19 protein-coding genes and 1 pseudogene are annotated in these 23881 nt (G+C 66.0%); 6 read left to right on the top strand and 14 right to left on the bottom strand.

Annotation, left to right across the window (positions count from 1 at the left end; all coding sequences use genetic code 11):
- Positions 1-70: 70 nt before the first annotated feature.
- Positions 71-2134, bottom strand: coding sequence for a heavy metal translocating P-type ATPase (locus tag ACQFZP_RS00760; protein ID WP_249312068.1), 2064 nt, complete (start codon positions 2132-2134; stop codon positions 71-73).
- Positions 2135-2284: 150 nt separating this feature from the next.
- Positions 2285-2964 (bottom strand): annotated as a pseudogene (locus ACQFZP_RS00755) (recombinase family protein).
- Positions 2965-3048: 84 nt separating this feature from the next.
- On the opposite strand from ACQFZP_RS00755, the gene cmtR reads away from it, so the two are divergent.
- Genes cmtR through ACQFZP_RS00730 form a run of 5 tightly spaced genes read left to right on the top strand, consistent with a single transcriptional unit; the run spans position 3049 to position 6785 of the window.
- On the top strand, positions 3049-3408 hold the full coding sequence (cmtR, locus tag ACQFZP_RS00750) for a Cd(II)/Pb(II)-sensing metalloregulatory transcriptional regulator CmtR (protein WP_036297877.1): 360 nt from the start codon (positions 3049-3051) through the stop codon (positions 3406-3408).
- Entirely contained in the window at positions 3405-5321 is a 1917-nt protein-coding gene (locus ACQFZP_RS00745; RefSeq protein ID WP_036297919.1) for a heavy metal translocating P-type ATPase, read from the top strand. The genes cmtR and ACQFZP_RS00745 overlap by 4 nt, the downstream gene beginning before the upstream one ends.
- Positions 5321-5929, top strand: coding sequence for a cadmium resistance transporter (locus ACQFZP_RS00740; protein ID WP_211890026.1), 609 nt, complete (start codon positions 5321-5323; stop codon positions 5927-5929). Before ACQFZP_RS00745 ends, ACQFZP_RS00740 begins: the two co-directional genes overlap by 1 nt.
- The gene (locus ACQFZP_RS00735; RefSeq protein WP_036297873.1) at positions 5926-6456 is read left to right on the top strand and encodes a signal peptidase II; all 531 of its coding nucleotides are present in this window, start codon (positions 5926-5928) and stop codon (positions 6454-6456) included. Before ACQFZP_RS00740 ends, ACQFZP_RS00735 begins: the two co-directional genes overlap by 4 nt.
- An 11-nt stretch (positions 6457-6467) precedes the next feature.
- The gene (locus tag ACQFZP_RS00730; RefSeq protein ID WP_058631820.1) at positions 6468-6785 is read left to right on the top strand and encodes a hypothetical protein; all 318 of its coding nucleotides are present in this window, start codon (positions 6468-6470) and stop codon (positions 6783-6785) included.
- On the opposite strand, the gene ACQFZP_RS00725 is transcribed toward ACQFZP_RS00730, so the two are convergent.
- From ACQFZP_RS00725 to ACQFZP_RS00705, 5 genes are all read right to left on the bottom strand, one after another.
- Positions 6786-8057 carry a hypothetical protein gene (locus ACQFZP_RS00725; protein ID WP_249311982.1) on the bottom strand — a complete coding sequence of 424 codons (1272 nt, stop codon included), beginning with the start codon at positions 8055-8057 and terminating at the stop codon, positions 6786-6788.
- A 683-nt stretch (positions 8058-8740) separates the two neighbouring features.
- Positions 8741-9076 carry a helix-turn-helix domain-containing protein gene (locus ACQFZP_RS00720; RefSeq protein WP_058631822.1) on the bottom strand — a complete coding sequence of 112 codons (336 nt, stop codon included), beginning with the start codon at positions 9074-9076 and terminating at the stop codon, positions 8741-8743.
- Entirely contained in the window at positions 9066-9458 is a 393-nt protein-coding gene (locus ACQFZP_RS00715; protein ID WP_307852711.1) for a tyrosine-type recombinase/integrase, read from the bottom strand. The genes ACQFZP_RS00720 and ACQFZP_RS00715 overlap by 11 nt, the downstream gene beginning before the upstream one ends.
- Positions 9459-9530: 72 nt before the next feature.
- Positions 9531-10184, bottom strand: a complete 654-nt coding sequence (locus ACQFZP_RS00710) for a hypothetical protein (RefSeq protein ID WP_283245112.1) — start codon at positions 10182-10184, stop codon at positions 9531-9533.
- Between the two features lie 351 nt (positions 10185-10535).
- Positions 10536-11222 carry a hypothetical protein gene (locus ACQFZP_RS00705; protein ID WP_211890024.1) on the bottom strand — a complete coding sequence of 229 codons (687 nt, stop codon included), beginning with the start codon at positions 11220-11222 and terminating at the stop codon, positions 10536-10538.
- Positions 11223-11938: 716 nt separating this feature from the next.
- Between ACQFZP_RS00705 and ACQFZP_RS00700 the strand changes: the two genes are divergently transcribed.
- Positions 11939-12154 carry a recombinase family protein gene (locus ACQFZP_RS00700; protein ID WP_374100734.1) on the top strand — a complete coding sequence of 72 codons (216 nt, stop codon included), beginning with the start codon at positions 11939-11941 and terminating at the stop codon, positions 12152-12154.
- A gap of 364 nt (positions 12155-12518) precedes the next feature.
- Here the strand turns inward: ACQFZP_RS00700 and ACQFZP_RS00695 are convergent, their stop codons facing one another.
- The 7 genes from ACQFZP_RS00695 to ACQFZP_RS00665 form a co-directional block, all read right to left on the bottom strand.
- Positions 12519-13643 (bottom strand): hypothetical protein, encoded by a 1125-nt coding sequence (locus tag ACQFZP_RS00695; RefSeq protein WP_211890023.1) that lies wholly within the window; start codon positions 13641-13643, stop codon positions 12519-12521.
- Between the two features lie 10 nt (positions 13644-13653).
- Positions 13654-14913, bottom strand: coding sequence for a hypothetical protein (locus ACQFZP_RS00690; protein WP_211890022.1), 1260 nt, complete (start codon positions 14911-14913; stop codon positions 13654-13656).
- Between the two features lie 11 nt (positions 14914-14924).
- Entirely contained in the window at positions 14925-19949 is a 5025-nt protein-coding gene (locus tag ACQFZP_RS00685; protein WP_211890021.1) for a helicase-related protein, read from the bottom strand.
- On the bottom strand, positions 19862-20593 hold the full coding sequence (locus ACQFZP_RS00680) for a hypothetical protein (RefSeq protein WP_211890020.1): 732 nt from the start codon (positions 20591-20593) through the stop codon (positions 19862-19864). Before ACQFZP_RS00680 ends, ACQFZP_RS00685 begins: the two co-directional genes overlap by 88 nt.
- A 229-nt stretch (positions 20594-20822) precedes the next feature.
- Complete coding sequence (locus tag ACQFZP_RS00675) at positions 20823-21188, bottom strand: glutaredoxin domain-containing protein (RefSeq protein WP_211890019.1); 366 nt, start codon at positions 21186-21188, stop codon at positions 20823-20825.
- A gap of 9 nt (positions 21189-21197) precedes the next feature.
- Entirely contained in the window at positions 21198-21620 is a 423-nt protein-coding gene (locus ACQFZP_RS00670) for a single-stranded DNA-binding protein (RefSeq protein WP_211890018.1), read from the bottom strand.
- Positions 21621-22299: 679 nt separating this feature from the next.
- Positions 22300-23874: a hypothetical protein gene (locus tag ACQFZP_RS00665; protein ID WP_211890017.1), complete on the bottom strand. Its 1575-nt coding sequence runs from the start codon at positions 23872-23874 to the stop codon at positions 22300-22302.
- Between the last annotated feature and the right edge of the window lie 7 nt (positions 23875-23881).

Raw genomic sequence — 23881 nt, 5'->3', positions numbered from 1 at the left:
GCTGCGCCTGGGAGTGGCGCGCGCAGCCGGGGCAGATTCCCGCTTGGGGCGCGCACGCGACTCCCGCTCGCTATCGGTCGAGAATGCGTCGTGCGCTGAGCGCGGGAGCGATGTCGAGGCGTCGGAGCAGCTGCGCGTTGAGGGCGACGACGACGGTGGACGCGGACATGAGGATCGCGCCGATCGACATGGGGAGGACGAATCCGATCGGGGCGAGGATGCCCGCGGCGAGAGGGACAGACAACAGGTTGTAGCCAGCTGCCCACCAGAGGTTCTGCCGCATCTTGCGGTAGCTCGCCCGCGAGAGCTCGATGACCGAGAGCACCGAGCGGGGGTCGTCGCTGGCGAGGACCACGCCGGCCGACGCGATGGCCACATCCGTTCCGGCACCGATCGCGATGCCCACGTCCGCCTGCGCGAGGGCAGGGGCGTCGTTCACGCCGTCACCGACCATCGCGACCTTCTTGCCTTCGCTCTGCAGTTCCGCGATCTTCGCTGACTTGTCCTCGGGACGCACCCCCGCGAAGACTCGGTCGATGCCGAGCTCGTCGCCGACGGCGGAGGCGACCGCTTGCGCGTCGCCCGTGATCATGACGACCTCCACGCCCAGCTTGTGGAGTGCGTCGACGGCCTCGCGGGATTCGGGGCGGATCTCGTCGGCAAGACTGAGCGCCCCGATGACGCGGCCCTCTCGCGCGACGTGCAGGATGATCGCGCCCGCGGCCTTCCAATCGGCGGACGCGTCGAGTTCCTCTTCGCCGAGCTCCGCGAGGAGGCGGGGGCCACCCACGCGAATCTCCGCGCCGTCCACGTCCGCGCGCACGCCGACGGCGGGCGATGACCTGAACCCGCTCGCGGTGGGCACCGACAGCTCCCGGTCCGCGGCTGCGCGCAGGATCGCCCGGGCGAGTGGATGCTCGCTGTCGGCTTCGGCGGCAGCGGCAAGCGCGAGGACCTGCTCAGCGGAATGCCCGGTCGTGGGGGCGATGGCCGTCACGATCGGTTCGCCTCTGGTCAGTGTGCCCGTCTTGTCGAAGAGTACGGCGTCGACGGTGCGCATGCTCTCGAGCGCCAGGCGGTCCTTGATGAGCACCCCACCTCGTGCCGCGCGTTCGGTCGCGATCGACACCACCAGCGGGATCGCCAGCCCCAAGGCGTGGGGGCAGGCGATCACCAAGACGGTGATGGTGCGGATGACGGCCGCATCCGGGGAGCCGAGCAGCGTCCACACGAGCGCGGTGATGGCCGCGGCGATCAGCGCGAACCAGAAGAGCCAGGCCGCGGCGCGGTCCGCGATGCGCTGCGCGCGCGACGTGGAGTTCTGCGCATCGGTGACCAGTCGCTGGATCCCGGCGAGCGTCGTGTCCTCGCCGGCTGCTCGCACGGCGACACGGAGCCCGGAATCGGTCGCGACGGTGCCCGCAGTGACCGGATCGCCGACACCTCGTGCGACCGTGCTCGATTCGCCGGTCACCATGGACTCGTCCATATCGGCCTGCCCGTCGACGATCACTCCGTCAGCAGGAACGCTCCCCCCGGGGCGCACGATCACGACGTCACCGACCGCCAAATCGGCGGGCGCGACCTTCGATACAACGTCCCCCTGCACGCGCTCCGCCTCGTCGGGCAGGAGTGCGGCGAGCGAATCCAACGCCGAGGTCGTCTGCGCCAGGGAGCGCATCTCGATCCAGTGCCCGAGCAGCATGATCACGATCAGCAGCGCCAGTTCCCACCAGAACTCGAGCTCGTGGTGGAGAAGCCCCAGGCTCGCACCCCACGACGCGACGAACGCGACCGTAATCGCCAGAGCGATCAGGAGCATCATCCCGGGCTTCCGGGAACGGAGTTCGGTAACAGCGCCCGTGAGGAACGGAGCTCCACCCCACACGTACATGACCGTGCCGAGGATCGGTGACACCCACACCGCCCACGCCGCATCAGGGAGTTGATAGCCGAGGAGCATCGCGAACATCCCCGAGAAGACGACCACCGGGACCGCGAGGATCAGGTTCGCCCAGAACAGCTTCCTGAATTGCGCGACATGGTCTCCGTGTCCAGAGTGCCCGCCGTGCCCCGCGTGCTCGCTCTCCGGCTGATGGTCGTGGTGGGCGTGCTCATTGTGATGTGCATGCATCTGGACCATGAGGTCCTCCTCGGTGCGCTGATCGGTCTCTGTTCTGAGATACCCCTAGGGGGTACAGGCGAAACAGCGAGGCTCGACGCCGTATTCCCGTACGCATGCGAACGATCGCACCCGACTCAGCAGATGCCCGCCTTGTGGTAGTTACAGGCGCTTGACTGGGGTCGTTAGGCCGTGAAGTGCCGGAGGGTGTGTTCCCTCTGCGACTTCGTGTAGCTCCGCGGCTGCGGGGTTTACCTCTGACAGCCGCCGGTACAGCGTGGCGCGGGAGATGCCGAGGTTCCGGGCAACTTCGGCCACCGGGACGTCGGCCGCGATCAACTGGGCGGCGTTGCGCAGTTGGCTGTCTGTGATCTTCCGGGGGCGTCCCCCGAGGTCAGCTCCAGATGCTCGACGCTTACTCACGGAGTCCAGGACGCGTTCGCGTTTGATCTCCAACTCCATCTCCGCGAGCGCAGCCATGACGGTGAACACCATGGACCCCATCGGGGTCGACGTGTCCACGCCCCCCCGCCCAAGTTCAGAACCCGCAGTGCGACTCCTTCGTCGCGGAGCTCTTCGGCGAGCGTGAGCATGTTGCCGGTCGAGCGTCCGAGGCGATCAAGCGTCGTCACCACGAAGGTGTCGTCACGTTCGAGCGCCCTCAACGCTGCGTCGAGTGCGGGTCGGGAGGCGTTCGCGCCTGACGCTCCTCGATCCAAGTAGAGGTCGTCGGCGCGAACACCGGCTGCGCGCAGATCGACTTCCTGTCGATCGGTGTCCTGGTGTCGGGTCGAGACGCGGGCGTAGCTACTGGTAGCGCCGACTGTTGTTGCGTTGCGTATTCAGCGGCTTCCGACTCTTCTCCCAATGAATGGTGGGGAACTGATCACCAATGATTGATCAGCGCTTGCTGTATAGTTCAGTACATGCTGACTATTGCTTCGCGCCTCGACGTCATGAACCGGCTCGGCCGGGCCATGGCGGACCCGACGCGCTCCCGGATCTTGATGACTCTGCTGAACGCCCCGAGCTATCCAGCCGTGCTCTCGCGCGAGCTGGAGCTGACCCGCTCGAACGTCTCGAACCACCTGACGTGCCTGCGTGACTGCGGGATCGTGGTCGCCGAGCCTGAGGGTCGCCAGACGCGCTACGAGATCGCTGACCCGCATCTTGCGGCTGCGCTCGTCGCGCTCGTGGATGTGACGCTGGCGGTCGATGAGCACGCGCCGTGTGTGGACTCGTCGTGCACGGTGCCGGGCTGCTGCGGTACAGGGGCGGACGCGTGAGCGCGGCGTGTAGCTGCGAGCACGAGCCTGCCACTGCGGCGGAGGATGAGACCGAAGAGGTGGAGCGGCCCTGGTGGAGGGACCGTGGGATCATGGTGCCGGTCTTCTCCGGTGTCGCGTTCCTGGCTGGTCTGATCCTTGAATGGTCCGGGCTCGAGATCCCGGCGCTCGTACTGTTCTGGATCGGCCTGCTGCTGGGCGCGTCGACGTTCACTCCTGGCGCGATTCGGAAGCTGTTCAAGGGCAAGCTCGGGATCGGGCTGCTGATGACGATCAGCGCGATCGGCGCGGTCATCCTCGGCTATGTGGAGGAGGCCGCTGCTCTGGCGTTCTTGTACTCGATTGCTGAGGCGCTTGAGGACAAGGCGATGGACCGTGCCCGTGGCGGCCTGCGGGCGCTGCTGAAGCTCGTGCCGGAGACGGCGACCGTGCTGCAGAGCGGCGTCTCTGCGCAGGTGCCGGCGAGGGAGTTGACGGTCGGCCAGGTCATGGTGGTCCGCCCGGGCGAACGGATCGCAACCGACGGGATCGTCCGCTCTGGCCGCTCAAGCCTGGACACCTCGGCGATCACCGGGGAGTCGATCCCCGTCGAGGTCGAGCCCGGGGACGCGGTGTCGGCCGGCGCGATTAACAGCTCCGGCGTGCTGGAGGTCGAGGCGACCGCGGCCGGTACCGATAACTCGCTTACGACGATCGTGGAGTTGGTCGAGAAAGCGCAGACGGAGAAGGGCGAGCGTGCGCGTCTCGCGGACCGGATCGCCCGCCCGCTCGTACCCGGTGTGCTGATTCTCGCAGCGCTCGTCGCGATCATTGGGTCACTGCTGGGCGACCCGGAGGTATGGATCACTCGTGCGCTCGTCGTGCTGGTAGCGGCCTCTCCGTGCGCGCTGGCGATCTCGGTGCCGTTGACGGTCGTTGCCGCGATCGGCGCGGCGAGCAAGTTCGGCGTGATCATCAAGTCCGGCGCGGTCTTCGAGCGCTTCGGCACGGTCCGGCACGTCGCGGTCGACAAGACCGGCACCCTGACCCGTAACGAGCCCGCGGTCACCGCGGTCCTCACTGCGAACGGCATTGCCGAGGAGCAGGCGCTGGCTTGGGCGGCGGCTCTGGAGCAGCACAGCACGCATCCCCTTGCGGCGGCGATCACCGCTGCAGCCCCGGGTGTTCCCGTGGCCGCGGATGTGACCGAGCAGGCCGGGCACGGCATCGACGGCACCGTCGATGGCGCTCGTATCACGGTCGGCAGCCCCCGCTGGCTCGACGCCGGCGAGCTCGGCGACCGGGTTGCAGGGCTTGAGGAGCAGGGCATGACTGTCGTGATCGTGCACCGCGACGAGGCACCGGTCGCGGCGATCGGCGTCCGCGACGAGCTGCGTCCGGAAGTCCCCGAGGTGGTCCGCACGCTTGCGGATCAGGGCGTCGGCATGACGATGCTCACCGGGGACAACGCCCGCACCGCTCGTGCGCTGGCTGCGCAGGCCGGGATCGCTGATGTGCGCGCGGAGCTGCGCCCTGAGGACAAGGCGACCGCGATCGGCGAGTTGTCGAAGGCGGGATCGGTCGCGATGATCGGTGACGGCATCAACGACGCCCCGGCCCTGGCGTCCGCGGACATCGGCATCGCGATGGGAGCGACCGGCTCCGATGCGGCGATCGAGTCTGCGGACGTGGCCTTCACGGGTCATGATCTGCGGCTCATCCCGCGGGCGTTCGATCACGCGCGGCGGGGCCGGCGGATCATCAACCAGAACATCATCCTGTCCCTGCTGATCATCACCGCACTGCTCCCGCTCGCGCTCTTCGGGGTCCTGGGGCTCGCGGCTGTCGTCCTGGTCCACGAGGTCGCGGAGGTCATCGTGATCCTCAACGGCCTGCGCGCCGCACGCACCCGCACACCACGAATGGAAAGCTGATGCTCGCAACCATCGGGTCGGTGATCGGCCTGTTCGCGGCGACCAACATCGACGACATCGTCGTGCTCACCGTGCTGTTCCTCGCCTCCAGCCGGGGAAAGCCGCGACCGTGGCAGATCGTCGCAGGCCAGTACCTCGGGTTCATCACACTCGTCGTGATCAGCGTGATCGCCGCGCTCGGTCTCACGATCGTCCCGGACGAATGGGTCGGCTTCCTGGGTCTGATCCCGCTCGGCATCGGCATCTGGACGCTCATTCGCGGCCTGCGCCGTAACGGCGACGACGATGATGACGACTCCAAGATCACCGCGGTCGGACTATGGGGGGTCGCCGGGATCACGATCGCCAACGGGGCCGACAACATCTCCCTCTACACGCCGATCTTCCGCACCAGCTCGCCCGGCGACGTCGCGGTCATGATCGTCGTGTTCCTGATCCTCGTCGCCGTCTGGTGCGCTGCCGGGCGACTGATCGGCACCCACAAGGCCGTCACCGAAACGCTCGAACGTGTCGAGCACTGGCTCGTCCCCGTCGTGTTCATCGGCCTGGGCCTGTTCATCCTCATTGAATCCGGCGTTATCGTCCGTCTCTTCGAGGCCCTCGCATGACCCCGGACACGAATACCGACGTTGAGTCGGCATCGGCGTCGGGAGAGCGTCCGCAGAGAGGACGCTGGCGGCTCACTGCCTGGGCGCTTCTGATCGCCGTGGTCGTCGTCGTGATCGATCAGGGAACGAAAGTGTGGGCCGAGGCCACCCTGTCGGAGCACGAGCGCATCCCGCTGATCGGCGACCTGTTGGGCCTGCAGCTCGCGTACAACCCCGGCGCGGCGTTCTCCTTCGGGGAGAGCTTCACCTGGGTGTTCGCTCTCATCGCCGTCGCGGCCACGGCCACCGCGATCGTGTTCGCGTTCCGGGTCCGACGCCCCGGGTGGGCGATCGTGATCGGTGCGCTCGGCGGGGCCGCTGCTTCGCACGCCGGCGACCGGCTTTTCCGCCAACCAGGATTCGCCCGGGGGCACGTCGTCGACTTCCTCGCCTACGGCAACTGGTTCATCGGGAACCTCGCCGACATCGTGATCGTCACCGCTACGATTGCCGGAGCGCTCCTGATGCTCCGCGGCACCGAGAACTGAGAGGGCCAACCATGGAGATCACCCTGCAGTACTTCGACGGCTGCCCGAACTGGGAAGTACTCGACCGCCGGCTTGCTGAGCTGCTCGACGGTCGATCAGATATCCGCGTCACACGACAGTTGGTCGAGACCGCCGAGGACGCCGAGCGCCTCGGATTCCACGGGTCACCGACCGTCCTCGTCGACGGCGTCGATCCCTTCGCCGACGAGCACACGCCGGTCGGGCTCGCCTGCCGGGTGTTCCGTACCCCTGCCGGGCTGGGAGGCTCTCCGACCGTCGAGCAACTGCGCGAAGCGATTTCCGGCCCGGCTCTGACGGGTGATGCTTGATCAGGGGTGGGTGGAGCGGAGAGCCGGGTAATCGGACCACTCGCCACCGGCGAGACGCGACCATGAGGCAGCGGATGCCGTCGTGATGCCGAGGAGATCCGAGACGATCCGGGGATGCAGTTGCCGGGTGAGCTCGATGAGCGCTGTCGTGCGGGCGCTCCCGGCAAGCAGGCCTTCGGCGCGAAGGCGACGGCTGAGCGGCCCCGGGGTGAGGTGACGGCCCGGGTTCCGGCCGGGGAACGACCACCCTTCAGGATGGCCCTTTGTGGCATCGACGAGCTCGACGATGGCGTCGCCGAGGATCGCGGGGACCTCGATCGGCTCGGCCCCGACGGTGAGCGTCACGGGCCGCGAGCTCGTGTCGACCTGTGCCCGGGTGATCGTGACGATGCGGGTCAGCTGGATCCCGTAGAGCAGCACGAGGAGACCCGCGGCCCGGGTCTTCGGGTCCATGTCGGCATCGGACAGGAACCTGCGGGCCATCTGCCATCGGTGATCAGAGGCGTAGTCTCGCCCCTCGAGGCGATGGGCTCGAAACTCGACCCGAAGGGTGCTCAGCCGGTGTTTTCGCAGCCAGCGAGTGAACGGTGCCAGCGCGTCGCGTTGGCTAGGCGAATCGGTCAGATACGCGTCGAGTAGGCGCTGCGGGAACGTCGCCAGCGTCTCCTGCTGCGCCCGGATCTCCCCGAGGAACGCGGCGCAGTACTTCAGTGCAGCCCTCTGCCTCTGGAAGCCGGAAGCAGGGCTGGACGCGCTGCGCAGTGTCCGAGTGGATCGGAGGAGCTCCCAGGTGCAGTAGCGGCGCAGGATCAGCCGGTCCTCGGGATGGTCGATGCCACCGAGCCAGTCGTTGAGCCAGTGGTCGAAGCGCGTGCCCTCGACGTCGAGCTCCGGCAGCACGCCGGAACGGACCAGCAGTGAGAGGAGGAACGCGACCGACTGTCCCGACCGGGCTCGGGTGATGATCGCCTCGGCGGTGAGCGGCAGGGTCCCGTCCGCGAGCTCGCGGAGCACCATCGCGCACTTGCTCTTGTGCAGCCAGCGTTCGAGCGACGCCGCTTTGCCATGGTGCGTGAGCAGATAGTCAGCAAGCGGGTGGAGATCCTCACGGATCTCTCCCGCATCGTCGGCGAGCAGCTGTTGGATCGCGACGGGCCGGCGGCACTCGACGCAGAGGTGATGTTTGCGGATTTCCTCGATCGAGCCGCATCCAGGGCAGGCCATCGTGATCGGAGTGCCCGCGCAGTCGGCGCAGACCTTCTGGCCATTCATGAACCCGGTGAGGAACACTCTGCGCGCGCACTCGGGACAAGGTTGGGGTCTGCGCATCGCGTAGTAGCAGCGCGCGCATACTCGTCGTCCGTCGAGGTGCGAGGCGACGCGGCCAGGTTCTCCGCAAAGACCACAGGTCTTGATCGGTGCGGTGTAGCAGGCCAGGCAGACGAGTTCCGGGCGACGGACGACGATGGTCGCGTGCTGACCGCACCGCGAGCAGTCGCCGAACGATCGAGGGTCGGCTCGCCAACAGTCACGGCAGAAACGCTGTCCGTCGATGGTGCGCTGCACGGGCCGGACCCGGCCACAGGACGCGCAGGAGACGGACCGGGCCTTCCGCTCGCATCGGGAGCAGTGCCGACCACCGCCCGGCGTCTTGTGGGGCATTCTCACCGCGCGTCCGCAGGACTCACACGTCGGCAACACCACCCGGCTCGCCCCTTCTTTGACCAGCGCATGGGCCAGATTCTGAACGGTCGCTGGCACGTTCGCATGCTGCCCCTCCAGGACTCCGGGCTGCTTGATCAGCGCGAGCTCAAGAAGCCGCTGCGTGAGGGGTACTGGCGCGACCGTATGCACGATCTCAGTGAGTCGCTCGGGAGAGATCTCGGGAACGAGAGGGCGGACGAGAGCGACGACTTCAGCGACTCGCGGCAGCTGCGGAGGCTTGGCCACCGCGGCTACTTCGTACGCGGCCGACGGATCGCCGCGCGAACAGGACGGAGATCACCGATCGCCCCCCGTGTCGCCTCCTCACCCACCGCCACCGGGGTCGAGGCCTCCCGGCGAGTGATCGTCACGAGATCGTCGAGCGAGCACTCCAGCGCATCGCACAACGCCGCCAACACGTCGAGACGCACCCGCTGGGGCGGCTGAGTCACCAGCCGATACACCTGCTCCCGGGACAGGTCGATGCCGCGCTCTTCGAGTAGGGGTTTCAGTTTGGAGGTCTGGAAGATCCCGCGCGACGCCATCACGCTGCGCAGATTCCAGCCGGTGTCGAGCTCAACGGTCATCAGCTTCTCCTTCGATGAGGGCCTTCAGCGCTTCGGCGAGCACACGGTTCTTGTAGTCCGAGCTGACGGAGGCGTAGATCGAGGTCGTCGAGGCATGCATATGCCCGACCTGCTCTTGGACGAATCGATCGGCGTACCCGAACTCCAGAAGGTGCGTGACATAGGAGTGCCGGAGGCTGTGCAACGTCAGGTCCTTCGACAGGCCGGCTTCATCACGCAACTCTGCGAACCTCCGATCGAGATACCCAGCAGACAGACGCGTGCGGCGCTCGGTCACCCAGAGCGCGTCGAGGTCGTCTCCGGGCGCGAAACGGACCCGGGGCTGCTCGAGCCATTGCTGCATGCCGGGGACCCACCAGTCGAATTCCGGCACCAGCAGCACCGTGCGACGTCGTGGCGCGCCACCGCCCGCCGCCTTCGCCCATCGCACGTGGACCGCGCCGTAGCGGCCCCACTAGCGCATCTTCGCGTTGTGGTGCAAATCGACGGTATCGAGCATCACCGCCTCAGTGCGGCGCAGACCGAACGCGTAGACCGTCTTCAGCAACTGGGCATCCCGCAACGCGCCGAGCGCACTCTTTCGCCCGGAACTCACGAGCAGCTCGACGCGGGCGTCGGCCGTATCGAACAGGCGCTCGATCTCGTCGTACGTGAACGGGCGACGCTTCCCATGGCCTTCGAACTCGAACCGGTGCGCCACGGTGTTCCACGGCAGGCACACCTGCGAAGGGACCTCCCCAAACTCGCGATCGCAGATCTCCATCCAGTCGTACAACGGGTTCGTGAGGTAGTCACAGAACCCACGGATAGACCCATGGTTGGCGCGCATCGTCGACAACGTCCGAGTGCGACCGCCAGACTGAGCAGTGAACTCATCCACATCCGCGACAGTCCACCTCCAAGGCGGTTTGTCCACGAAATCACGGAACCGTGTCACCGTCGCCGTCCGGTTCCGGATCGTCTGCTCACGGAGCCCGCGCGACAGCTGCTGGTTCCGCCAACCATCGATCATCGCACTGAAAACCTGCGCTTCCGGGTTCGCCAGTGCGACGTTCGATGCTGACGTGATCAGCCGAAGCGCCGCTGGAGAAGCCTCAAAATCTTGCATTAGATGCAACAAAGTATGGGACAGTGCATCACTGTGTCAACCCAGATCTCCGCATCCGCGAGATCACGCTGTTATGGTCGGAACACTTCGACACCGAAGGAGCCGAATAGGTATCGATTGCAAGCACGGACAGTTGCATTCACTGCAACATGCGAGGGTTCGATGAGCTTGGTCATTCATGCACCATACGTCTCGCAAAACCGACCCCCGCGACACGTCCTGGGTGAGTTGGTTACGAAACATGGTTTTGAGAATCTGACCGCCGCGAGATTCCGCCGCCCGCTCCCCCGGTCCGGTGTCTCATCGGCACTGTCGCGTAACCCTAGGGTTCCGCGACTCTGTGCGACTGGATTACGCGGTACTGGCCTCATCCCGTCCTGGCCAGATGCTTTTCGTGATCGGATCGATGGCCCGCAAGGAGCGCTGCAGAGCAGTCTCCATATGCTCAACGTGTCGTGTCTGGTCGCCGTAGAAAGCGATGAACTGTCTCCCTGTTCCGTAGATCGCTCCGATCAGATGGACTGCCAATTCAACGACAACTGCACGCGGGGCACTTAGGCCAGAGATCTTTCCCTCGTCGTCTGCGAGCACGAACGTGTTCAGGCCCAGTCGTTGAGCATGGGCGATGGATGACAAGTCGGAGTAGTACTCACGGCCGCCGTCACCGCTGAACTCAGCATCGAGCATGGCCGCGACCATTGTTGACATGTCCATGCGCGCTTGGGCAGGGAGGCCCAACCGGGTGAGTTCGGCGGCGTAGAACGCACGCTTGGCCGTTGGATCCACTGCGTCGCCGTCTCGTGTTCGCAGAGCTCCGTTCAAGAGTGCCGAATAGCGTAAATCCGACCGCAGGAGGCAGATGGTCCGGTAGATGAAGTCCTTATCACCGGAGTGTGAGAGTAGGTGCCACGTGCGAGCGAGCGATTCGTGGGCACCTCGCGCGATCGTGGCCAAAGCCGTGGAGTGCACGGTGGGGGTACGCACCAGAGCGACAAATCCACGAACATGATCGAGCGCAGACATATTCGCGTACTGCATGGTGATGAACCCATCAAGCGCGTAGCTTCTTTCGGCACTCCGCCAGAGGTGGTCTGCAGTGCTGCCATGAGGTGGCGGGTCTGCCGCAGTCTCGAATGTCGTGAGCTCGAGAGCGCGAACGAGCAAGAGAAGAGCCCTGCTCACTCGCGTCGCATCGTCTCTGGAGAATTGCTTGGGGCCGGCGGCACCAGGAGTTGGATCGAACGACTGTCGGCGAGGGCTGAGGCGGGCGGAGGTGTCGCCGACCTCAGGGTTACTTAGAGGCGCAGGGACCTCCGTGTGTTCTCTAGTCACCGGGACGTCGAGACCATGGCTAGGTCTAATCCGAGCGATGCACGAGTCTGGATTCGAATCACGGCAGGTGTCACTCGACCTCGACAGGCACGGGGCAAAGTCGAAGCTGCGGACGGGTTGGTTGCGTTCATGATCACCCTGAATGCTGTTGGTGTTTCGGCTGCGCTGTCAGCTCTATCGTGGCATTGGTTCTGGTTACTCGGGGTTCGAGTGGGAGCATCCGCGTGCCAGGAGCGCTACGGAAAAGTCTGCTGCCATTGCAGGTGGGCCAGAGATCATTAGGTTTCCGAGACACCGCGGCAGTTTGCTCGTGTTGCGACAACTCCCCCGTGAACTCGGGATCCGACTTGTCTTAAAACTCGCCTCATCGTGAATCGTCTCAGCCTCCATGAGCGAGGGAATATTTGAGGCAAACTGTCCGAGTGGAGCCCCTTGGCTATACCCGCGCCAGTACCGCGTCTCAGGATGCGCAGCTTCAGCTCGACGCACTCCTGGGCGTCGGCGTGCAGAAGCGCGACGTCTTCACCGACGTGACGTCCGGGAGTCGGACCGCGATCGAGCGCCCGGGCATGAAGCGATTGCTCGAGCGTGCGGAGGTCGTGGCACGGCTGGCGTGTGTCGCGTTGATCGATAGGTAGTCAGCGCGAGCGCACGTGAGCCCCATTGCGACCTCCCAACGACCCCATGCGGACGCGGCTCTGCGTGCCACCGCTCAGGGCCTCCAGCCTCTCGATCTCGGTCCCGTCGGCCGTTCAGGCGAGCGTTGGTCGGCCACCAAATGGCGCTCCTGCCACTACCGTGGCACGTCGGCTCGCCCATCGCATCGAAGGCCGTGTGATCAACGACGCCCCAGAGCGTCCATGACGTCGCCGTAGGGGTCAGCACCGACATTCGCGCTACATCGACAACGCGGCCCCGAAACCATGGTGGCTCCGGGGCCGCATCGTCGTTGTTCGGCTGCACCGGTGATCGGGGAAGCCAGCCCATGCGCTCGCACAAGGACTACATGGACACTCCCGCGTGTCCTGCAGCGGGTGTGGGCACGGTGGACCGCGCGTCGTTGCCGAACCGGATGCCCGTCGACGCTTTGGCGAGCTTGTGAAGGTCGAGACCTCTCGTCGCTTGCCGTAGCTCCTCTGTTCGCGCGAACGGGGTACAGAGGACGTCGCGGAGGCGGTCTGATTCGGCCTCGTCTTGGCGGAGCAGCTTGTTGCCCATGGCGATGGATCGGGCGGGTCCGTTGAGTTCGAACTGGAGGATGCCGTATCCACGTGCGTTGTGCAGGGTTTCGACCTGGTCGACTTTTCGACGCTCGATGCGGTTGTTGTTGTTGAAGAGCGCGAGCCGCGCAAGGCTGGTGTCGTGCGCGTAGGCGCGGAACTCGTCGGACAGTGCCTTCACGGCGGGGGTCACGGGCGCGACTTCGGGGATCCGGGAGACGAGGTAGGCGGCGAGGCCGCCTCGCGCGCGTTCTTCCTGCAACACGTGCGCGTAGGTCGACCAGGGAGCGGTTTCGGGCCGGTCGAGGCCGCTGGAGAAGCGCACGAGCCCGCTGAGGTCCGAGCACTGATGTGCGTCGAGGTCGCGCAAGAGTCGCACGCTCGCGAGCTCCGACTGGTACGCCGCATCCAGCCATTCCAGCGTCTGCACCGGTGCCTCCCGCTTGCCGATCGCGTAGGGGCCGGGGCGAGACCCGAATGCGTTCGTGGGTGGCAGCGTGTGCAGGGTCCACTCGCCGTGCGTGAACTGCTCCACGCGGAGCTCGTGGCGCAGCTGGAGCAGCTGCTCAGATGGCATGCCACCCTCGCGCACAGACTGCCGCAGTTGTGAGGGGAGCGCTGTGCGGGCCGGGTCGTGCCTCGGGTAGCGGGACTCGAGCCAGATCGGGACGGCGAGACGCAGCGCGCGGCGTCCGGCGCTGCGCTTCACGTCCTTGAGGTCTCCGGTCTGGCCTCGTCGTGCCACGTATTCGACGGCGTGCGCGCGCATCTCCCGGGTGGCGCTCCACGCGACGTGGTGCAGGAAATTCTCCTGGTCTTCAACGTCCTCGAATCCGTCGACGACTGGGCCGTCCGTGAAGTAGCTACGCACCGTCCGTTCGACGGCGGCGTTGGCTTTCGTGATCATGGCGTCTCCCTCAGAGGCTCGGGCCGGCGACGGCCTCGGACGATGCTGGGCGCGGCATGCTTGCTGTCGCGTGGATGTCGTTGGGTCTGGCCGTGCTGCGCTCGTAGGCGTCGGCGCGGAACATGTCACGCGCGTAGCCGACTGCAGCTCGTTCCCAGTATTCGTCCCGCTCATCGTTGTCGAGGTGACCGTGGTGGTCCCCGAAGGCGGGCGTGTGCGGACGTTGTCTGGGGGCCGTGAAGGTGTTCCCGTCGATTTCCTCCTTGATCGATTCCAGGAGTTTGGCTGTGGACAGTCGCTGGTGGTCAGCTCCCGGCGCGACGTGCTCGTACCGGATCAGGTCGCGAAGCTGCTCCACGCGCTCTGGGCGGATCGTTTGCAGCACGGACACGGCAGCTCGCGTTGCGGGATCCGCGTCGCGTTGGAAGGTTTGCACGGTGTATTGCACGAAGTCGTAGTCCAGGGTCGCGGCTGTTGTCGCCCGGAGCGCGTCCGGCATCCGCTCGGCTATCTCCTGGCCTGGGTTTGCGAGGTTGTAGAGGTGGGTGCGGAGTCGGAAGCGGTCGCCTACCTCGTTGCGACCGGCGTACATCTCGGATTCACCGGCTTCCTCGAGTTCCGAGCGCACGAGCTGCGGCGGAGTGGAGGGCGTCTCGAAGGTCCCAGCAGCGATCTCCTGCGTCATGACACGAACGGTCCCGGCCCACGTCGCGGACCCCCACGGACCCTTCGCCCCGTCCCGGCCGAGGGCCGCTGTGATCAAGTCCTCCGTGTCGGCGAGGCTCTGCCCGTCGAGCTGCCGCAACTGCTGCAGTGCCGCCCGCTGCAGCTGGTGGTCCTGGTCGATCTGCTCCCGAGACGTCGCGACCTCGCCGCTCACGAGGAACACGGGCTGGTTCGTGTCCCACCGGAACGTGTCGTAGGCCTCCATCGCGCGCAACCGCATCGGCGTCGGAACGCTGGTGATGGTGTCGGAGAGCGCGACATAGAAGGTCTCGGCTTCGACGATGCCTTTGGCCTTCTCGAGCTCGGGTGGCGCGACGCGCGTCATGATGACGGGGAACACGACACGCTCGACGCGGGTACGCAGCTCACGCGTGGGTCGCTCCAGATTGTTCACCGCCACGAAGTCCACGTCGTCTCTCACCGCGTCAGCAATCTCTGCGGCGTACGTGTTGATGAGCTGTTTCGGGTCGTTCGAGCGCTTGAGGGCTGTGGGTGCGTGGGTGGTGAGGTACTGTTCGACCGCTTTGCGGTATCGACGGCTCATGAGGGTTCCTTTCAGATGGACGCGCCAGCGGGGCCGCTGACGGGTCGGGTGTGGGTGTGGTCGGCGTGAATGTCGACCGGGCGAGCGGGACGCTCTTCGGGGGTCTTGGGACGAGCTGCTTCGCGGGCAAGTTCCTTGCTGAGGGACTGGAACGCGGCCCACTTGTCGCGCAGCTCGTCAGCTCGGCGGAAGGGCAAGCCGATGCGTTCCTCGGCTTCCGTGGCGACTCGGTGCTTCTCGTCACGGTCGAGGCGTCGCTCGGCCAGCCCTGCAGGGATCGCGGCGACGCGGTTGGCGAGTCGCGTGACCGCGCCTTCGGGGCTCTGCAGGAACCGCTCCGCGTCGGTGCTGATTTCGCTGCCGGGGACGTCTTGGAGCTCCAGGTACACGAGGCGCTGCCCGTACTCTCTCCCTTGGGATGCGAGTACGGTCATGCCGCTGAGCTCGCCCACGGCAGCGCGAGCAGAGGACGTGGAGTAGCCGCCGCGTCCCTGCGGGATCCCGCCGCGGTGAAAGAGCCGCACGAGTTGCTGCCCTGCCTCGGTGCGCTTCGAGAAGGTGCCGCGTCCGACGGTCATGGAGAAGCGGTCGCCGTCGAGATCGCGCAGGTGCGGCAAGGCTGACTCCAACTGCTCGATCTCCCGCTCGCGCCGGGAAACGCGAGCTCGCGCGTTGTCGACGGTCATTCGCAGCGTCGCCTGAGACTGAGCGTGGGCTCGCTCCAAGCGGCGCAGCTTCGTCACGTCGGTGCGCAGCTGCGCGTGCTGCACCAGCTTCGGGTTTCCGGTGGCCAGCGCTTTCGCCTCGCCCGCTTCGAGCTCGGCGGTGCCGATATCTTCCAGGTCGCGCACGCGAGCGTCGCCGCGCATGGCTTGGGCGATGAAGCGGCCCTTCTGCTCCTGCTTCTGCCACATGAACGCGTCGAAGGAGTGCGACGTCGCGTACCGGTAGTGCTGTACGACGTCGTTCTGGTTGCCCTGGCGCATGATGCGTCCGGCCCGCTGCTGCAGGTCGGATGGGCGCCAGGGGCAGTCGATGTCGTGGACCGCGATCGCACGGCGCTGCACGTTCGTGCCGACGCCCATCGTCTCCGTCGATCCGAACAGCACCGACACCTGACCGTCCCGGGCAGCCTTGAAGAGTGCCGCCTTCTTGGCGCTGCCCTTCGCGTCCTGGACGAACGCAATCTCCGACCGGGGCACGCCGGCAGCCGCGAGGCGATCGCGCATCTTCTCGTACACGGACCAGCCGCGGTCCTTGTTCGGCGTCCCGAGGTCCAGGAACACGATCTGCAGCGCACCCTTATGCGCCGCGTCGTTCCCAGTGTCGGGATCCGCGTACGAGTTCACCGCGTTGTCCCGGTAGATGCGGGCGATGTTCTCCACTGCGCGGTCGATCTTCGTCTCCGCTCCGTCGTCGGACAGGCCAACAAGTTCCGCGTCCAGCGCGGCCTTGCGGCCGTCGGAGCTGATGCGGAGCATGTTGTCGCTCTTGTCGGCGCGGGTGAGCTTGTCGATGCGGACGCGCAGCTCCCCGATGTACTCCCGCACGGCGGGAGAGGCCGGAACGATCACCATCTCGGGGCGGGCCTGCCCCTTGCTGTTGAGCGCGAGCTCGGGAGTGGGCAGGTTCAGGTCCGCGGCGGTCTTCACGTCACCGGCGACTCGCCAGAGGCGCAGCATCTCGGGCAGGTTCTTGAACCGGCTCAGCCGCGTCTGCGTCTTCATGCCGCCCGCGACGTCGACTTCCATCTCCGTGTGCAGCTCCCCGAAGGTCGCCGCCCACGCGTCGAAGTCGTGCACGCCCGCCTCCTCGAGCAGGTCGGGGCGCAGGTAGCGCTGCATCGTGTACGCCTCGACCAGCGAGTTCGAGAGCGGCGTGGCCGTGGCCACCGTCGCGATGCGTCCCGTCTCGCTGGTAGCGCGCAGCAGCTCCATCTTCATGTGCAGGTCGGTGGCGCGACCCGACACGGCGGGAATGTTCGCGCCCTTGAGCTTGCTGCCGATCGCGAGGCCCTTGAAGTCATGCATCTCGTCCACGACGAGGTAGTCGATGCCCATCTGCTCGAACGTCGCGACACCGTGGTCTCGCACGAACGGATCCTGCTTCGCGATCTCCTGCTCGAGCTTGCTGCGAGCGTCTTCGGCTTCCTTGATCGTCATGGACCCGGACTCCACGGCCCGGTCGAGGTAGGAAGACTGCGCCGCGAGCTCGCGGCGACTGTAGGTGTCCTCCCACTCGGGCGAGACGGGGATGCCCTTGAACGCGGTGCGGGTCATGATGATCGCGTCCCACGGGTTCGTGACCGCTCGCGCGACGAACCTGCGCCGGTTCTCCTTCGTCACGTCTCCCGAATCCGCGGCCAGGACGCGCGCCGATGGGTAGAGCTGGAGCCATTCGCGGGAGAACTGCTCGAGCATGTGGTTGGGCACCACGACGACGGGCTTGGTCACGAACCCGAGGCGGCGCAGCTCCATGGTGCCGATCACCATCTCCGCGGTCTTGCCCGCCCCGACCTCATGGAAGAGCCCGACCGTGGGCTCCGCGATCATGCGAGCGATCGCCGCCCGCTGATGCAGATGCGGCGTGAACGTCTCCGCCAAGCCAGGCAGCTGCAGCGCCTGCCCCTCCGTGGAGTAGTCCCGCAGCGCGATCGCATTGAAGCGCTCGTTGTAGATCGCCAGGAGCCGGGATGCTCGTTCCGGGTCATCGAACACCCAGTCCTGGAACTTCTCGCGGATCTCGTCGGCCTTTTCCAGCGCGGCCGCGGTCTCTTCCGGGTTCGGGATCTCGCGACCGTCTGGGTCTCGGTCCGTGACCTTGATTTCACTCATGTTGAGGAGCGAGCCGAAGAGCTTGCCGAACGGGCGACGGGCCGTGCCGTACTCGTCCGTGTTCGCGACACCGAAGGTGGCTCCCGTGACGCGCCACTCGGAGGCTCCCAATCGCTCCACACGCGCGTTCCGGTCATTGGAGCGCGCCTGCAGGAACTCCTGGAACGTTTGCGAGTCGATCCATGACGCCCCGACCTGCGGGTACACGTCCTCAACGCCGAGCGGCGCTGGTTGCACGCACTCGAGCGCCGCGACGTTGATCTGGAAGCGCGGCTCCTCCAACGCGGCAGCTCTCGCCTCGCGCAGCTTGACGCGGACATTCCCGGACAGGTACTCGGCGCGAGGCTGCAGCACGTTGTCCGCGGGATCCTCGAACGCGAGCCCGTCGAGCTGCGAGCGCGCTAGCTCCTCGTCGACGCCCAAAAGGCCGGCTATGGTCTCAACGTCGATGCGGTCATGCCGGTCAAGGCTGACCGCGACCGCGTCCGCTGGCGTGTCCACGCTCGTGACCACAGGCCGCGGCGCGCGGACACGGCCAAGCAACAGGCCCGCGGGGGTCGCCCGTTGTTCCTGCTCGTCGTAGTTCTCCAGCGCGAACACGAGCGCCGCCCCCGGGTCTTGCCGGAACGCGCGCGTCGCGGGAGGCGTCCGGCGCTGCACGCGCGGCTCACCCGTGTCCGGGTCGACGCTCTTGAGCTCGATGAGCTTGACACGGCTGACCGGACCGTACGCAACCAGGTGTGCCTCGTACGTGGCGCGCAGCTCGACCCGGAACTCGGCCAGCTCCGCGGTGTCCTCCAACGTTTCCGCCTCGAGCGTGACCAGATCGCGGGACAGGTCCCGCATGGCCACGAGGCTGCGCAGCTCGGTCAACGCGGCCTTGGCCACCTTGACCGGGGCGAGGTGGCCACCGGCCACCTCGAAGAAGCCGCCGTCCTGCTCGAGGAGGGTGCCCTCCCACGCTCCTTCTGGGGCTGCGGTCAGATCGTCGGTCATGGCCGTATCCGCGGCGGTGTCCGCGTCCGCTGTCCGGGCGGTCATGCCGCGATCGGCCATGACCGCTGACCGCGCTATGCCGGACAACGCCTCCCGCAGCGGGGCCGCATCCCACGCATCCTCCGCCACGACCCGCAACTCCGGCCCGAAGCGGCCGATGTCCGCGGACACGTTCCCGAGCACATGTTCCGGGTGCGCGTGGAAGTACCGGTTCATGGCCACCGGCACGTCGCCCTCGGTGTCCACGTCGGCCACGGTCAGCCAGCGGGCGTCGCCGCGTTCGGCGCCCTCCTCGCGGCGGCGGAACACGAGCACGTCGGTGATGACGTCCGTGCCGGCCAGCTCCTTGTGCGCTCGCTCGGGCAGGCGGACCGCGCCCACCAGGTCTCCGAGCTCATACAGACGACGCCTGGCGGAATCGTCGGCCGCATCGAGCGTGTGGCGGCTCGTGAGCGCCACGACCATGCCGCCCGTGCGGGTCAGGTGCAAGGACTTCGCGAGGAAGTGGTTGTGCAGCGACAGCGCGCGGCCCGGGTTGTGGAGCGCGTCGCGCAGCTTCACCTGACCGAAAGGGACGTTGCCGATCGTCGCGTCGAAGTACCCATCCGGGAAGCGGACGTCCGCGAAGCTCCCCGTGCGGATCTCCGCCTGCGGCTGCAGGAGACGACTGATGAGCGCGGTGGTCGCATCGAGCTCCACGCCCGTCATGCGCGCCCCGTCCGGCGCGGTGCCGATGAACGTGCCGAGCCCGGATCCTGGCTCGAGTACGCGCCCGCCGTCGAAGCCGAGCTCGCGCAGGCCGTCCCACATGGCTGTCGTGAATTCCGGGGAGGTAAAGTGCGCATTCAGGGTCGTGCGGCGTGCTTGCGCCCACGCATCTTGGCTGAGGAGCTCACGCAACTCCGTGTACTCATCGCCCCAGACCCCGTCGGCGGGATTAAACACGCCTGGCACGGCACCCCAACTGGAGTACCGTGCCAGGAGCTGCTGCTCGTCTGCGGTCGCGGCCCGCTCGGCGTCCCGCAGCTGGAACGCGAGTCGGATCGCCGCGATGTTCGCCGCGTACCGGGCCTTCGGACCCGACGGGGCGAGTTGCGCCGACGACTCGACGCGGAACGCTACTGCGGGAGCAGCTGCTCCTGCAGGATCCGCTGCGGGTTCCCCGCTCTGAGCTCGTCGCGCATGATCGCGAAGAAGCTCTCCCACGGCAGGTCCCACAGCGGTTGCTGCAGCTGCTCGGCTACGACCCGCTCCAGGCTCGGGCGAATCGCCCGCCACTGCGGCCAGTCCAGGCTTAACAGGAACGCCACCACGATCCGCTCCTCCCGCAGGAAGTGCATCGCGTGCCCCAGGTCCCCCGTGTTCATTTCCCGGCCCGGGACGTCTGCCCACGACGGGCTGTTCGATCCGTCCATCTCGAGCACCACTTTCATCGTGGTCAGCTCGGTCCACGTCTGTGGCAGCTCCCGGAGTCGCGCGTCGATCCCCTCGAGCGATGGCATGCTGCGGAAGTTCGGTGGTAGCTCGTCCGAGTTCGACCACAGGGGTCCCGTGATCGGCTCGGGTTCGTTCTCGTCCGCCTCCTCTGCTGGGTACGCCTCGTGAAGAATCTGGTCGAACGCGATCTCCTCGGCCGTGCGCTTGGCCTGGTTTCGCCGACCCACTTCCTGCAAGTAGTCCGGGTTCGAAGACGTCTGCCCAAGCAGCTGGTTCTCCGTCTGCTCGACCATCTCGCGGATCTGCGACGCGAGGCTCACCACCGTTTGCTCCCGGTCTTGCATCGCGGCCCACTCCCGTGGCGTCGCTCGCTGCAGGTAGTCCCGCACGTTCGACTCGTACCTGTGGCTCATCGTCCATCCCTCCGTGTTGTGCTGCGGCAACCTTCGCATCGGCCACCGACTCCGGCAATCCGAAGATGTCGAACGCCATCTGATTCCAGTCAGTGCTGCGCTTTCCCTTGCGGGCCATGAATCCTTCGTTTCTCGTGAAGAAGACGCCGCAGCACTAGAATCACCGTAGTGTATAATGCCCGGCTTCTGTTAGTCGGGTGTAGTGAGCCGGATAGGCCCTGGGGTCGCGTCAGATCGACCGAGACGCCCCAGCGACGGAGGCCGCGACGCGGTGCCGATCGAGCGCTGCACGCGCTTCGTCCGCGTGCACGTCGACGGGCCGCACAGGCTCGACGTCGCGTGGCTTCTGGGAGGCGGCGAGAACGCTCACGTTGTCCGGCCGGAACCCGCCCCAATGCGTCATGAGCTTGCCGTCGAGCTTCACGAGCACGACGGGGGCGCGGAAGTAGCCGAGTGCTTTGACTTCCGCAGCAGCTTCGGGATCCACGCTCGCGTCACGTTTCTCGTACTCGACGCCTACCTTCTCGAAGGCTCGTTCCGTGGCTTTGCATTGCTGGCAGTCCGGGGTGGAGACCAGTTCGACCGTTCGCTCCATGACGGACACCTACTCCAGGCCCGAGCCGGGCGTCTTCGTCGCCCACGTTGTCGTGACCTCCACCACCGGGCCCGTCTCGGGCGCGGCGCGGCGTTCACGGTCGATGTGCACCGTCGCGAACCGGGGCGACGGGCCGACGAGCTTGACCGTCAACTGGTTGCTGGGCTTCCCGTTGCGAGTACCCATCACATACCGGCCCGCGGCGACGACCAGGTCGCCGCTCTGGAACGTGCGGCAGATCATCTCCGCCTCCTGCCCATACGCGACGCAAGGAACTGACGTGCGCTCCCCGTTGACCCAGGCCCCGTCGACCTTGTTGCGATCGTTCTTCGCGAGCAGGAACCGCGTGTAGACCTGCTCGCCCTTCATCTTCAACTCGGGGGTGGTGGTGATGTTCCCCTCAACTGCCATGTCTGTCTCGAACGCGGGCACGAGCTGCCCCTTCCTACTGGCGGGGCACGCTTCCCGTGTCACCCTCTAGTAGCTATTGCCCGCACCTCCCCCAAACACGCGCGGAGAACGCACGCATCAGGAACTCCGCAGGCAATCCCCACGACGAGGGAGAGGCAGCTCCTAGGCTGTGCGGGTGCGCAGCAACATCAGGAGAGCACGGCGCGTTCGCCCCCTCCGCGAGGCCGTCCCTCCCGTGACTGTGCACCTCGCCGTCCAGGCGGACGCCGCGGGGAGCATCCCCTGCACCGTCCGAGCCGCAGCACCCCCCGCTGACAGGTCGTACACCAGCTACGGGAAGCTGGCGATCCGCCTGGACGACCGAGACCACCTCGTCGACGTCGACACCCGCGAAGCCCTCGCACTCCACACCGCTCTCAAAGGCCGGGGGCCAGCACCGGGCGTACTCAGCCGCCTGGGCGCGAACCACTCGACGCTAACGATTCAAGCTCGTCCCCGACCGAACCTCGCTTAGCGCCAACGATTCCGTTCGGTTCGAACGGGAAACGTCTCCGGCAGGAGAGGATGACGACCACAAAGTTGCATCTGTAAGGTCTCGACCCCGCGCGTGGAGCTATTCGGAGGGTCGCGTTCGGCAGCTGACCGCACCTGACGAGACCTCAGCCAACGGCGTCGATCAACGTCTCGGACGAATCAAAACCTACTCGCCCTTGAATTCCTTGAGATCCAAGACAGCCCTTCGAAGTGCGCGCAAGTCCTGCGACGGCACATCCACATAGTCTCCGGTAAGTTCGTCACCTTCGCCATAGATCGGCAGGACTCCCAGAGGGGCATTTTTCGTGCTGATCAGGTCTACGTACGCCCCATAGTCGATCACGTACACGTCAAAACGCTCGCCCGGGGCATCCTGAGCTGAATACCCCCTGCGCACCAGGTGCAAAACTCGTGCACCGAAGAGCGCTTGTAACGAATCAGCTCCGCTATCGCGCTGATTGACCAGAAACCCGCGGGCCTTTTTGTCCCGGATCACCTTGTCGATGACCCAGTTCAGCAGATCCAGGGCACCGGGCAGATCACGCACGGCCCGCTCCTTGTCCCCTTGGTACCACTGCCGAGCTGCTGTTCGAACGTGAGGGATGGAGATGCGCCCGTCATTCGCGCGACGCGCAGCGATTGCGGCGATGTTGATGGCGTCTCGCGGCACACCTTCGGCTGCACGGACAAGCTCGTCGAACGCGCGAGTGTCCGTGAAGCCATGTGTGATCAGGTCCGTCTCACCATGCAGTTCGTTGACGGTGCTCGAGAACTTCCCACTAGTGAGGTGTTTATAGAAGAGCCGGAGGAAGAACTCGCGTGCCCGATCCTCCTCCTGCTCAAAAACCATAAAGTCATCGAGGCTCAGGTTCGCGGTGATATCCGCTCCGACCTCAAACCCAACTACGGTGCCGTCATCGGCAACGGTCCTAAAGACTGCTTGTTGCTCAATAGCCGTAATTTTTACAGTGAAGGATTGAAGCGGAAGCACGCAGCGAGTCAGAAAGGCCGCGAGATAGGGCTGAACCTTGGGTGGGACGCTCGTCCATTCGTCGAGCAGAATCCAGATTCGGTGCACGGAGAGTGAATCTGCCAGCGCACGCAGGGCGCGAGCGACGTCGGTGAAGTTGATGGCAAGTTTCTCGCCACCCTTTCGAGTTTCGGTGACCTGCCGTTGATGACGGTCGCCACTCTCGGCAGCAACATCGGCTTCGATGCCACGCTTACTGCCGAGACCAAGACTGAACTTGCCTACGTTGCTGGTCGAGTTCTCTTGGTGGCTAGTTGTTTCTACCTCACCGTCCAAGCGGATGGTGCTGATCGAGGCTAGAAGACCATCGAGCGAAGCAACGAAATTCGAGTCAGATCCCAGCCCCTCGTCTTCCACGGCCGCGGCGAAGATCGAATCATGTACTGAAGTCAGCAGATCAACTAGCAAGCGGGCGGTTCGTTGAACTGGTCCGATCTCCGCGCCCTCGTAGAGCCCCTCGGGAGAACCCACGGTGCGTAGGTCTACGTAGACCGCGATGTTCTCTTCACCGGCGAGCGTGGTGGCTAGGTACCGAAGCGCGTGCGTCTTGCCCGTTCCTCGACGTCCGTAGACAATCTGGTTGTCAATGCTCTCCAGGCTCTGCACAACACCAGAGTCTTCAAAAGTCGAACGCAACTCCGTGTCAGCCTGCTGCTCGGCTCGCTTGGGGATCAGGCCGAGAGCCCTATTGATCGGAGTGCTACTAGCCATAGATCGA

It is taken from the genome of Pseudoclavibacter sp. Marseille-Q434 (assembly GCF_050315415.1).
Lineage (GTDB): Bacteria > Actinomycetota > Actinomycetes > Actinomycetales > Microbacteriaceae > Pseudoclavibacter.
Note: the sequence above shows the minus strand (reverse complement) of the source record. Positions and strands in the feature narration are given on the sequence as shown.